Origin of the sequence: Streptomyces niveiscabiei, from assembly GCF_001419795.1 — a bacterium.
In the GTDB taxonomy this organism is placed as follows: Bacteria; Actinomycetota; Actinomycetes; order Streptomycetales; family Streptomycetaceae; genus Streptomyces; species Streptomyces niveiscabiei.
The window spans coordinates 15584-27487 of record NZ_LIRL01000617.1 but is presented as its reverse complement, the minus strand read 5'-3'; the positions used below and the strand labels follow the sequence as shown (position 1 = coordinate 27487).

The following is an 11904-nucleotide window of genomic DNA, read 5'->3' as shown; positions in this document are numbered from 1 at the left end:
AACGGGGGAGCGCCGCGCCCGCCCCTCCCGGCCGGGCGCGGCGCTCCCCCGTTCCCACCGCCTGTCAGCACACGAGAGGACCCGCGTGCTATCCACCCTCATCACCGCGGCGCTCGCCATCGTCGCCACCCTGCTGGGCGCGATCGTGAGCGGCCGCTTCCAGGAGCGCGCCGCCGAACGGCAGATGCGCGCAGCCCACGGCGAAGCGATCCGCCGTGACCGCCTGGAGGCCGTCACCGCACTCGCCTGCGCCGCCTCCGACCACCGCACCGCGATGTGGAGGCGCGGCGACGCCGTCCTCAAGCAGACCGGCTCCGAACGGATCGAGACCCTGCGCAGCGAGAGCCACATGACCCGCAGCGCGGTCACCCGCCCGCTGTTCGCCCTGCGCATCCTCATCGAGGACCCGGCGGTGCGCGCCGCCGCCGACCACATGATCACGCTGACCTACGCGATCCGGCAGGCGATCCCCGCCGCCACGGCCGACACCGACCGCGAGGCGGCCAAGCAGCGGCTCACCGAGGCCCGCGAGGCCGCGAAGGTCGCCGCCGACGACTTCGTGAACACCGCCGCCCGCTACCTGCGCCCGGCCTACACGGCAGGTGCCCACCCCACCCCCGAACAGGAGCCCACCCGATGAAGCGTCCCTCCTTCCGCCGCTGCGGGACCGCGCCCGGCGCCCTGTCCCCCGAGGACCAGGCCGTCGTCGACCAGTTCCGCGCGACCCTCACCGCCCTGCGCAACCCCGAGCCCTGGACACCCGGCAGCGCACGGGACATCGCCGTACGCGTCGGCCCGTTCATCGAGCGCGCGCACACCCGGCCCGGCGACGATCACGGACCCGACATGATCGCCGTCGTCCTGGTCCACCCCGACACCCCGCACGCCGGCGCCTACCTCCACGGCCGCCAGCTCGGCTACACCGAACGCGGCTGGCTGCGCTGCGAGACGACCGCGATCCTCGGCTTCTGGCAGCCCGGATACGCGATGCTCACCCACGCCGCCGCCGACCTGCCCCTGCCCGACGACGTCGGCATGGAACCCGCGCACTACGCCCTCTACATCGAGGCCCGCAAGCGCGACGGCAGCCTCGACGGCTTCACCCTGCTGCGCGTCGGCCCGTACACCCAGACCCGGCACGCCCAGCAGGACTACGACCGGCTCACCGCCGCACTGGAGGGACGGGAGACCACCCTCGTGCCCGGCCACCGCGTCTCCGCGAGGTTCGGGCCGTTCCACGTCAGCGACCACCAGCTGTTCGCCGACCCGTACGAGGCCGACGCAGTCGCGCTCCTGGACGCCGCCGTGGCGGGGGCGAGCGCGTGACCGCCGCCCTGTGAGCACACGAAGAGAAAAGGGCCCTGGCCTCCGTCATTTCGGAGGCCAGGGCCCTTTTTTGCGTTTCCACTGGAAACGCGCGACACCGGGCAACACCGGAGCGTCAACGCGGCGTTGTTGATCTACTCCGCCATCCAGGAGCCGAGTTCCGCCGCACTCAGCGCAAATTCTGGGCGGGGAAGGGTCCGGCGTTTCCAGTGGAAACGCTAGTCTCGCCCCGTACCCACTGCAGTCCTGGAGATCCAATGGCAGGCGCGCTCCCGCGGCCCAAGCGTAAAAGCACCAAGTCCAAGCCCGAAGTGGCTCCCGAAGAGGTCCTGTACACCGACACAGACCGCAGCGGGGACACCCTGGACCTGGAGCTGTCGTCCCTGTGCCCCAACCCGTTCAACAAGCGGGCCAAGAAGGGCGTGCCGGAACTCGCAGCCACCATCAAGGAAGTCGGCCTCCTCCAGAACATCGCCCACATCAGGGCTGACGTCTGGCTGGAGACCTACCCGGAGACCCGGGACCAGATCACCGCCCCGAACGTGATCCTCTTCGGTGAACACCGCTGGCTCGCCTGCCAGGAACTCGGCTGGGAGACCATCCCCAGCGTGCTGCGCGACGACAAGGTGGAGGACGCGCGCCTCATCACCCTGATCGAGAACCTGCGCCGCGCCCAGCTCAGCCCCCTGGAAGAAGCCGAGCACTACCAGTCCCTGCGGGAGGCCGGCCTCTCCTACGAGCAGATCGCGGAGAAAGTCGGCGAGACCGCCAACGGCGCCGTCTCCAAGGGCACCGTCTGGAAGCGGATCAAGCTCCTCGAGCTCGCCCCTGCCGTGCAGGAGGCGCTGAGGGACGGCACCCTCAAGGTCAGCGCAGCCGAGAAGGCGCAGCAGCTGGACCACGGCGACCAGAAGGACTACCTCGGCCTCGTACGCGGCGGCGCCCACCCGGCCGAAGCACAGGCGCAGATCCTCGCCCGGCAGCGGCAGGACGAAGCCCCGGAAACCGTGAGCCCCGTTTCCACTGGAAACGGTGACACGGACCCGGCGGCCGACAACCCCGAGACCGTTTCCACTGGAAACGGCGCGCCCGCCGCCCCGCCAGCCCCACGCAAGCCGAAGCAGAAGCAGCCCTCGGCACGCGACAAGGACGACGCCGACCGCCGCGCGGCAGCAGCCGCCCGGGAAGCCGCCTGCCGCGCCCTGGTGGAGTCCACCGACGTGACCGACACCGCGAACAGCGACCTCATCCTGTCCGTGCTGACGGCCGCGGTGCTCGCGCCACCGCAGCAATCCGCCGCCCAGCAGCGTGCCTTCACCTGGCTGAAGGAGACCGGCCGCCACGGCCAGGACGCCGCCGACGCTGCGTCCTACTTCGCCGCCATACAGGATTCGGACGACGCGACGGCACAGCGCCTCGCCGCCTTCGCCGCAGCCCTAGCCGCTGCCGAACTCCGGACCGCCGCCCGTCGGCAGTCCTGGGGCAGCCGCGAGCGCAACCACGTCAGCGTCCTCCAGGAGCACGCGGACTACGAGCCACAGACCGAGTGGGAGAAGGCAGAACTCGGACTGGTCGCCGCAGGAGGAACCCGATGACCACCACCGTCGACCCCCGCTTCCGCCCCAAGCGCCGGAACTGGCCCCTCATCTGGGCGTACATCATCGAATGCGGCGGGTCCACCAAGTCCACCAGCGCCACGTCGATGGCCGTCACTGCCGCCCTGCGCGGCTACCCCGGCGTTGTCTTCGACCTGGACAGCAACATGTCGTCGACCACGGTCCTCGGCTATGACGAGGACGCCCTCAAGGGCAAGAAGACCGCGATCGACCTGCTCTACGGCAAGGCCACGCTGGACCAGGTAGCGCTGCCCGCCCGCTACCGCATCGGCGACGGCGACGACCCCGAAGAGGACTTCGCGCCCATCCCGAACCTGCGCGTTGTGCCCAGCAGCCCCGCCATGGCCGGCGCGGACCTCGCCATCGCGGAGGACGCGGACCGCAACGACTGGTTCGCCGAGATCCTGCGCTCCTACGAGGGCGACGACACGGTCTTCTACCTGGACTTCCCGGCGAGCTACGGCAAGATGCCCTACTCCGTGCTGCGCATGCTGGACGAAGACGACTCCGTCATTCCGTCGATCAAGGCCGACCCCAAGGACGTCAAGCTGGTCAAGCGGCTCACGGACGAACTGGAGAGAGTCCGCGACAAGAACCGAGGCCGCCGGTCCGTCCCCGGTCGGCCGACGCTCAACCAGCTGATCCTCACCGGCACGCCGACGCCGACCTACAACGAGGCGGCAGCCCGCCGCGCCACGGCCGCGGCAGAGGCGATGTACAGCTCCGTGCTGCTGCCCTACATCCGGTACTCGGCAGACGCCAAGAAGCTCTACGAGGACGAAGTTCCCCTGCCGATCCTCCTGCCCAACTCGGTGCCCTCCGTGGACTACCGGAAGGTGATGTCGCACCTCGGCTTCGCCGACCTGACGGCCTGAGCGTTTCCACTGGAAACGGCGGCGGCCCCCACCTCTGCGGGTGGGGGCCGCCGCCGTGTGCGGTCGTTGCACAGAGGCCGGCGCACCCGGCCATTGGTCAGCTCTGGAACTCGGTGCTCTTCACGCCGTAGAACGTGGGCTTCGCAGGCCGGACCGTGGACTGTTCCAGCGTGTCGGCGAGTGGGGCGAACGTCTCGCTGCGCCGCACGACATTGAGGAACTTACCCAGAGCCTCCTTGTCCTCCCATAGCTCCGAAACGGTGCTGAAGATCAACGACTTCAGTTGCTCCAGCTCGGTCCCAGCCTCGTTCGCTGCCACGCTGTGTCTCCTCCTGGTCATCGGGACGATCAGCCAACCAACCGGCGTCGGCCGCCCGCAAGACCGCCGCTGCTTCACGTACGAGCGCACTGCAGGAAGGTCGACATCGGATCCCCTGAAGCGGTGTCCTGGTGTCTGCGCGGTGGAGGATCATCGTGGGGCCGCCATCCAACCACCCCGAAGGAGCCGCTCCCACATGGGCGAGCAGATCCCCACTGATCGCGACCGGGCGATCTACCACCGCGCTGGCCACTACATGGCAGACGTCGCCGAACTCCTCCAGCGCGACGGCTACCCGGTGACCTCTGTCAGCTCGTGCCAGCCGGAGGAACTTGGTGACTCCGACGATGGCGGCGGGTACGTCGACTTCGGCCCCGAGACTCTCGCTCAAGTCAACGGGGCGCCGGCGGATGCCCTGGAGCTCCACTTCGAATGGGACACCAGCAGCGGCTGGGCCCTGGTCGTGGAAGTCCGTGGAACCAAGCCTGTCGCCCGCTGGATGGGAGCCGGCCTCACGCCAGCACCCGAGAAGGTCGCCGGGTTCTTCCTCGCTGGCCTTCTGGACTTCCGCAACGCTGGCAGCGAGGACCGCCCTTACTACCGCCAGCCTGGTGACGACCTCGACGGCCTGGCCGAACGGCTCGCTCCGTTCCACAAGAAGGGCTCGTTCGACAAACGCTTCAGCCGCACCCGGAACGCCTTCGCGGAGCGCTTGGCCATCAACGCCGTACTCCCCGACGGCAAGGACACGATCCTCTCCGTCCCCGTACGCGCTGGAGAGCTTGCTGCCCTCCAGCACTTGATCCACTTCGTCGGCATGAACGATGACCTCCGAGAAGTAGCCGTACTGCTCATCGCGGACCTCAAGGCTCGTGCCGTCCCCACAGCCGACAAGAACCACGCTCAGGTCGTCACAGATCACAGCGCCGGAGTGGAGCAGGCGAAGCAGGTGCGGCTCCGAAAGAGGCGTGGCTGACCCTCGCTGCGCAGTATTCGCACGACGTCGTCAGGCGTCGTCGCCGGGCAGCAGCGGCATCGACTCCTTCCACCGCTCGGGGTGGAGCTGGTGGCAGCCGGCGGGGCACCAGCGGTCCTGGACGTCCTCACGTTGAGGGAAGGGTGACTGGGCGCTGAGGACCAGGTACACCACTTCCGTGGTGGGCGTGTGGCAGAGGGCGCAGGCGATTCCGGTTCTGGTCGTATGCATGCGGCGGACTGTGCACGCGTCGGCGGCTTACCGTCTCGGGCTGACGCTGCGGCCCGCCTGGCGGGCGTGGCGGTAAAGACTTGGTGATGGCCTCCCGCCCGGCGGGAAGGACCCGGGATCGCGCTTTTCCGCAGTTCAGCGCCGGGGTTCCATGGGCCGGTGATCAGTAAAGCGGAGGTTCGCCCGGGGAGCGGGTGGCGCTATCTCTTCCGCGGCGTGATGGTCGGCGACGGCCACCGCGCGGCGGGTACGCCGCTGCGCGCCGCCCAGGACGCGGCCGGTGTACCGCCCGGCGTGTGGAAGGGCCGGGGCCTGGCCGCGGTCGGCCTCAAGGCCGGGGACGTGGTGACCGAGCGGCAGGCCGAACTGCTCCTGGGAGAAGGCCGGCACCCGGATGCCGACCGGATCGAGCGCGAGCTCCTGGCGCAGGGCAGGAGCCCGGCGAAGGCGCGGCGGGCCACTGTGCTGGGCAGGCCCATCGAGCACAACAAGTCGCCGAAGACCGAGAAGGCCAAGGAGCGCACCCCCTGGCTGGCCATGGACCTGGTGTTCCGGGCGCCGTCGACGGCGCACATCGCATGGGCGCTCGGGGATGACGAGACCCGGACGGTGCTGGAGCTGTGCCAGGACATCGCCCGGGACAAGACGATCGCGTGGTTTGAGGATTCGGTCGCGGAGATCCGCTGGAAGAGCGGCGGCAAGATCCGCAAGCCGGTCAGGGACGGGCTGATCGTCGCGGTCTTCCGGCACTACGAGTCCAGAGCCACGGAATCGAAGCCACTCCTGCACGATCACGCGGTGGTGTCGATCCGCGCCCGGCGGCCGGACGACAAGGGGACATGGGGCAACCTGTCGGCGGACTCGCTGATGACCCACATAGTCGCCGCCGACACCCTCTACCTCCTGTACTTCATGGAGGAGGTATCCGCCCGGCTCGGGTGGGCGTGGGAGCCGCGCGAGGTGACGCCCGGCCGAAGGCCCGTCATGGAGATCGCCGGGATCGACCAGCGGCTCATCGGCTGGCAGTCCACCCGCCGTCAGCAGATCGAGGACGCGCTGCCCGTCCTCACGGCCAAGTACGAAGAGAAGAACGGGCACGCGCCGGGGGAGCGGGCCGCCTACGCGCTGGCCTGCCAGGCCGCCGACCAGACGCGCCCGCCGAAGCGCACGGAGCTGCGCTCGCTGACCGAGCTGCGCAGCCGGTGGCGGGACTCAGCGATCCGGGCGTACGGCGCCGACGTTGTCGACCGGCTGGTGGAGCGGGCGCGGGCGGCGGCTGCGGCAGTGTGGGCGCGGGTGCGGCCGGTGGTCGACATAGCGCTCGCGGCCGTCGACGTCGTCGCCGTGGTGTACGTGATGCGCGGCGCCTTCAAGTGCCACCATCTGCTCGCTGAAGCCCGCCGCCACCTCGCCTACGTCCTGCGCGGCCGACCTCACGAGCCGGGCCTGGACGACCAGATCGTGCAGGCGGTCGTCGACGACTACACCCGCCCCGTCGGGCGCGGCCTGAAGATGACCGCCGACCTGCACGCCCTGTACCCGAGCGACACCGAGGACCAGGCCGTGCTGCGCCCGCTGACCCGCAAGCGGTCCGCGCCCCCGTACGAGCGGGCCCGCCTCGCCGCCGACGCCCTAGCCGCCCGGGTCCGCGCCGCGCGGCGAGCGGAGCGTCTGGGCTCGCGCCCCCGCCCGTACGCCGTCGCGGTGCCCGCCTCGAGGTCATCGCATCTGCGGCCGTTCCGCACCGGCCGGAAAGCCGGCCTGCCCGTGGAGCCGGAGCCCGGCGTCGACGTCGACACGGTGGAGCAGACCCGCCAGACCCTCGAAGCCGCCGCCGCGCAGGTGGCCGCCACGATCCAGGACAGCCGACGGGCGCGCGAGGCCGCGCACGGCCTGCGTCCGCAGCCCGCCCCGGCGGCGGCCTCGCCGCCGCACACCCAGCAGCCCGGCGTCCAGCACGCGCCGGGCCGGAGTTCAGGAGGAGTCGCGTGAGCCCCCCGGAAGACCAGCCCAGCCCCGAAGAGGCCCTCGCCCGTGCCCGCGGTGCCCGCGCGGAGATGGCCGCCGCGCTCGATGAGGACCAGGAGCCCGAGGCCGATGAGCCCGTGGGGTGGCAGCCGGTCTGGAAGCGGCCCCGGACACCGAAGTCGAAGGCGGCCAAGAAGAGGGAGCTGCACAAGCAGCGCCGCCGGCTCCAGGACGCCGCCAAGCGCCGCCTCGCCGCCGGGAACTCGCGCAGGCCCCGCTCCCGGCAGAGCAGGATCGGCAACGCAGCCGCCCGCCGGGATGCCCGAGCCCTGTCCCGAGTGCGGCACTCCACCGCCTGGCTGTGGTGACGATGCCGGGCATCGTCCACCGAGTGGAGCCCACGATGTTCAACATCCAATGGCGATGCACGACATCGAGTGGCCTCCACTCAGTGGCACCCACCGATGGACTCCACTGAGTGGACTCCACTCCGGCGCGCCGGATGACGATGGACTCCACCGTGGTGCGCATCGCGATGGTGCGCCACCGCACCCGGTGCGCCGCGCCCGGCGATGCCCGACACGCTCGCGCGCGCCCGGTGCGCCGCACCCGATGCTCCGCACCGCACCAGTTCGCGCGCGGCCGGCGACCCGTGGCCCGGGTGCGGTCGGGCGCGCGCGACCCCTTGTCGGACTCCGCTACACCCCCTTGTCGAGTTCTGCTACCGCGACGTTTCCCCTAGACAGAGCCGGTTTCGGCCCGCGATCAGGTCGCGGCCAAGGGGGTGTGTGATATAGGGGCCCGCCCGGCCGTGGCGCGCGCCGTGCGGTGCGGTGACGCCGGGATGCACCGCCGACGCCCGGCGGTGCGGTGGTGCGGTGGTGCGCCAGGGAGCGCGCCGGACCGCACCACCGCCGTCCTGGTGGTGCGGTTACGCGGTGGTGCGGTGCGCCGGGTGCGTCTCCATCGCCTGCTTCATCCCTGCGGCCTCCAGCTGGCGCAGGACCACGGCGACGTCGCCGTGGTCTTCGGTGAGGATGTTCTCGGTGAAGCGGATGATGGTCCGGGCGACACCCGGCGCATTGGCCAGGCACACGCCGTGGCACAGGAGCTCCAGCAGCAGACGTCCGAGCGCGGCGGCAAGGAAGGAGTGCGCGCACGGCTCCCCGTCGCAGTCGTCCACGGCGGTGACCGGGATGAAGACGCGCGCGGCGACGTCCAGGAGCAGCAGATGAAACTCCTGGTCCGTGTCGTCGGCGACCACGCCGGCGGCGTCGATGCCGTCGGCCTGCAACGCCCGGATGTAGGCGAAGGCGTCGGCGACGTCCTCCGGCTCCATCGGGGCGAGCGGCGCGGTGACGGTGTTCTCGGGCATGGGTGGCTCCTCATCGTCGGGCCGCCCCGCTGATCGCGGCGGCCTCGAAGACACCCTCGAACCGCGGCCCTGTGGACAGAGCCCGGCCGCTGACGGGGGAGAACTCTCCCCCCTCCGGGTTGATCACGATGTGGTCACGACGGAGAGGTTTTCCGAGGTCGGCGTCACACAGAGCCCGAATTTCCAACCCATACAAGGTGAATGGCGAGATAGGCCCGCCCCACCTTCAGGAGCATCCTGTGTCCGCAGACGACCCCGAGCAGCACCTTGACCAGACTGGAGAGGCCCCCTCCGTGGACCCCTCCATCGCCCCCTCCGCGCCCCATCATCAGAAGTCGGGCGTTCCCGCAGGTCAGGCACGGCGGACAGGGGGTCGGCGCAGCGCCGACAACCCTCATGTAGATGCAGCAAGGCGTCCTGAGCACCGGAGGACTTCGACCGGACCTCGACGCCGGGAGCTTCTGCAAGCGCTCGGGATCTTCCAGCGGGCTACGCCCGACCAGCTGTGGAAGCTGACCCGTCCGGACAACCAGCACGACAAGCTGACGCGGGACAACCTCCTGGATCTGGAGGACCACCACCTGGTGAGGATCGAGACGGTCCGGGACGACCAGCGGCAGGTGTGGGTGCTGACCAAGCGCGGACACGGCGAGGCGAAGCAGCTGCTGGAGCCGAAGGGCATACGGGTCTCGGCACTACGCGAAGAGAAGTACGACCCAGTCACCGGGAAGCTGCTCGGCACCAGCTACGACGACCACGCCGCGGCGGTCACCTCGACGGCCGCCGAACTCCACCGCGCTGGGATCGGTCACCGGCTCGGCTTCCAGACCGAGATTGGTCACCGTCTCGGCAACGGCTACGTGCAGCGGGCGGATCTGGTGGTGCGGGCGCCGGAGGCCGGGGTGCCGGTGCTCCTGGTGGAGGTCGACCGCCGTACCGAGGATGCGCACGACCTGGTGGCCAAGCTGCGCGGGTACTGGGAGTGGGGCCGGCTACTGCCGAAGGATGCGGCCAAGCGCACCGTGGACCTGGTCCGCTCCCGGCCGGACGCGATCGAGCACGTCGATCACGACAAGCGGCTGTGGCGGAGGTTCTACCCGCCGACCGGCCGGGAGGGCCTGGTGCCCCTCGCGTTCGTGTTCGCGGACACCACCGAGGCGAAGGTCGCCAACACGGTGGCCGTGCTGGAGGAGGCTGGCCGCCGCTACTGGGCGCCGCGCCGGTACGACTCCCTCTACGAGAAGGCCATCACCGCGCGGGACTACCGCCAGGCGGTGCCCGTCGTCGTCACCACCCTGGAGCAGCTCCAGGAGCACGGCGCGGACGCGGCGGTGTGGCGGCGGCTGGGACGCACCGGCGAGCAGACGCTGACGGCCGCGCTGGACAACCCCGACGGCGACGTCCTCTTCCGCGACCAGGAGGCCCGCGCCCAAGCGGCGGAGGAGCAGCGCCGCCTCGCTGAGCGGGAAGCACAGCGCCCCGTGTGCAAGCGGTGCGGGCAGAAGTTCACCGACCAGCGTTGGGAGGAGACCACCTCGCACCGGACGGCTTGGAGCGCCGGGAACGTGTCTGTGTGCGGGACCTGCCACGCCGACGACGTCGCCCGCAAGCAGGCCGCCGCCGAAGCAGCCGACGTTGCCCGCGCGGCCGCACAGGCGGAGCCGGACCCGGACGACGCCCCGGAACCCGGTGGACTCCGGGGCCTGTTCCGCCGGCGGGCCTGACGCCGCCGGGCCCGGCCCGCCAGGCTGGATCCCCCCACCACGGCTAGCGCGGGCCGATAGGGTTTCCCGAACCCGTGACGCGCAGCCGCCCTGGAGGAGATTCCCGGTGACCGAGATCCCTCGAGCAGAACGCACGCCGTACTTCGCGTGCACCGCGTGCGGGCTGATCGGGGAGCCGGATTCCGCGGACTACACCCTCACCGCCGACCGCGAGCACGTCGAACGGACCCGGCCGATGACCGTGGGCTGCGGCTTCTGCCGCACGCACACCGAGATCGCCAGCACCGACGTCCTGGACCGCGACAGCGAGCACGCGTGTTCCCGCTGCGGGACCCGCACCGCCTGCCCGGCCGACGCCGACCGGGTCGTCTGCTGGGGTTGTGGTCTGAACGAGCCCGGACCTGCTTCCGTCGGGGCGCGCGCCACCTACCGGCAGGACGTTGAGCGCGGCGCCGATCAGTGGGCCGCCGCCCGGGTCCGCGTCGCCAAACAGGACGCACGCGCGCGTGGGACCCTGCCCGGCTGGGCTTCGTAGCCATCGGCCGCTGACGGGCTCTTACGCCATGGCGGCGGCCACGGTCTCCAGGACGGCGCGCTGCTGAGGGTCGACGGGGACGTCGGCCTGGCGCAGCGAGCGAAGCGTGGTGCCTTCGACGCATAGCCTGCACAGCCCGATCATCGGCATCGGACCGGCACCGATCAGGGTGCGCGAGGAAGAGCTCTCGTAGACGGGCCGGTAGCAGCCGGGGCACAGCAGGCAGTCCTCGGGTTCGTCCGCCGGCGGCGCGTCCGGACCGAGCAGCGGCACGATCCGCAGGAGGTTTTCCCCGGCTTCGGCCCACAGCCCCATAGGCCGTTCCGCGCTCCGCTCGAAGACGACGTCGCCGTCCGGGTCCTCGGGGGCGCGGACCCGGGCCAGCGTGCCGACGCCTTCCTCTGGGTGATCGGGCAGGAACGCCAGGACGGTCCTGTGTCCGGGCCCCTCGGTCACGCCGAAGACGTGACCGCGCCCAGCTGCGAGGGCCGCGCCCACCTCGTTCAGTCCGCCGTCGACGTCGTTGCGCAGGCGCAGCGGCCAGGCGGCCGGAACGCCGTCGATCTCGGCAGGGGAAGAGGTGATCAGGATGCCGTTGCCGGACTGGCGGACGTCCAGGTGCTGCATTCCCCGGGTGGAGTGGAACGCGGTGCCGAACCATTCCGTGGTCGGCTGGACGTTCTCGCGCCGTGGGTGGCGTGGCTTGTGCTGCTTGTGACGTCCCATGCTGTGCCTCGCAGACGTGGCCCCGTACACGGGCCGATTGGTCCGCTGGACCCACAACCGGCTGCCCGGCAGTCCAGGTGCGCCACGGGCCCGGTCTTCACCTGCCCAGCCCAGCCCGCTGTCGGGTCCACCTGACCCCGGCCCGCCCGAGATGTGGCCGCGGGGCGCCCGGCGGGACGGCTCCCGAAGTCGCCGCGCCGCCCGGCGGGATGACGAGGGCCAGGGCGCGCACT

At 71.0% G+C, this 11904-nt stretch carries 13 protein-coding genes; 9 read left to right on the top strand and 4 right to left on the bottom strand.

Features of this window, described 5'->3' with window-relative positions; genetic code table 11:
- The first annotated feature begins 85 nt into the window (after nucleotides 1-85).
- From AOK24_RS28315 to AOK24_RS28300, 4 genes are all read left to right on the top strand, one after another.
- Entirely contained in the window at nucleotides 86-640 is a 555-nt protein-coding gene (locus tag AOK24_RS28315; RefSeq protein ID WP_055722889.1) for a hypothetical protein, read from the top strand.
- Complete coding sequence (locus tag AOK24_RS28310) at nucleotides 637-1326, top strand: hypothetical protein (RefSeq protein WP_055722888.1); 690 nt, start codon at nucleotides 637-639, stop codon at nucleotides 1324-1326. Before AOK24_RS28315 ends, AOK24_RS28310 begins: the two co-directional genes overlap by 4 nt.
- Before the next feature lie 257 nt (nucleotides 1327-1583).
- The gene (locus tag AOK24_RS28305) at nucleotides 1584-2921 is read left to right on the top strand and encodes a ParB/RepB/Spo0J family partition protein (RefSeq protein WP_055722887.1); all 1338 of its coding nucleotides are present in this window, start codon (nucleotides 1584-1586) and stop codon (nucleotides 2919-2921) included.
- Nucleotides 2918-3817: a ParA family protein gene (locus AOK24_RS28300; RefSeq protein ID WP_055722886.1), complete on the top strand. Its 900-nt coding sequence runs from the start codon at nucleotides 2918-2920 to the stop codon at nucleotides 3815-3817. Before AOK24_RS28305 ends, AOK24_RS28300 begins: the two co-directional genes overlap by 4 nt.
- Before the next feature lie 97 nt (nucleotides 3818-3914).
- Here AOK24_RS28300 and AOK24_RS28295 read toward each other — a convergent pair whose 3' ends face one another.
- Nucleotides 3915-4136, bottom strand: a complete 222-nt coding sequence (locus tag AOK24_RS28295) for a hypothetical protein (RefSeq protein ID WP_055722885.1) — start codon at nucleotides 4134-4136, stop codon at nucleotides 3915-3917.
- A gap of 196 nt (nucleotides 4137-4332) precedes the next feature.
- On the opposite strand from AOK24_RS28295, the gene AOK24_RS28290 reads away from it, so the two are divergent.
- The gene (locus AOK24_RS28290) at nucleotides 4333-5112 is read left to right on the top strand and encodes a DUF6292 family protein (RefSeq protein WP_055722884.1); all 780 of its coding nucleotides are present in this window, start codon (nucleotides 4333-4335) and stop codon (nucleotides 5110-5112) included.
- A 30-nt stretch (nucleotides 5113-5142) separates the two neighbouring features.
- Here the strand turns inward: AOK24_RS28290 and AOK24_RS48730 are convergent, their stop codons facing one another.
- Nucleotides 5143-5343, bottom strand: a complete 201-nt coding sequence (locus tag AOK24_RS48730) for a hypothetical protein (protein WP_159052013.1) — start codon at nucleotides 5341-5343, stop codon at nucleotides 5143-5145.
- Between the two features lie 219 nt (nucleotides 5344-5562).
- On the opposite strand from AOK24_RS48730, the gene mobF reads away from it, so the two are divergent.
- On the top strand, nucleotides 5563-7335 hold the full coding sequence (gene mobF, locus AOK24_RS28285; RefSeq protein ID WP_079057034.1) for a MobF family relaxase: 1773 nt from the start codon (nucleotides 5563-5565) through the stop codon (nucleotides 7333-7335).
- A complete protein-coding gene (locus tag AOK24_RS28280; RefSeq protein ID WP_055722883.1) occupies nucleotides 7332-7679 on the top strand; it encodes a hypothetical protein in 348 nt (115 codons plus the stop codon). Before mobF ends, AOK24_RS28280 begins: the two co-directional genes overlap by 4 nt.
- Nucleotides 7680-8242: 563 nt before the next feature.
- On the opposite strand, the gene AOK24_RS49315 is transcribed toward AOK24_RS28280, so the two are convergent.
- On the bottom strand, nucleotides 8243-8686 hold the full coding sequence (locus AOK24_RS49315) for a hypothetical protein (RefSeq protein WP_055722882.1): 444 nt from the start codon (nucleotides 8684-8686) through the stop codon (nucleotides 8243-8245).
- A 239-nt stretch (nucleotides 8687-8925) separates the two neighbouring features.
- On the opposite strand from AOK24_RS49315, the gene AOK24_RS28270 reads away from it, so the two are divergent.
- The gene (locus AOK24_RS28270) at nucleotides 8926-10410 is read left to right on the top strand and encodes a replication-relaxation family protein (protein WP_240554160.1); all 1485 of its coding nucleotides are present in this window, start codon (nucleotides 8926-8928) and stop codon (nucleotides 10408-10410) included.
- 106 nt (nucleotides 10411-10516) lie between these two features.
- On the top strand, nucleotides 10517-10945 hold the full coding sequence (locus AOK24_RS28265) for a hypothetical protein (protein ID WP_055722881.1): 429 nt from the start codon (nucleotides 10517-10519) through the stop codon (nucleotides 10943-10945).
- A gap of 21 nt (nucleotides 10946-10966) precedes the next feature.
- On the opposite strand, the gene AOK24_RS28260 is transcribed toward AOK24_RS28265, so the two are convergent.
- Nucleotides 10967-11671 carry a hypothetical protein gene (locus tag AOK24_RS28260; protein ID WP_055722880.1) on the bottom strand — a complete coding sequence of 235 codons (705 nt, stop codon included), beginning with the start codon at nucleotides 11669-11671 and terminating at the stop codon, nucleotides 10967-10969.
- Nucleotides 11672-11904 lie beyond the last annotated feature (233 nt).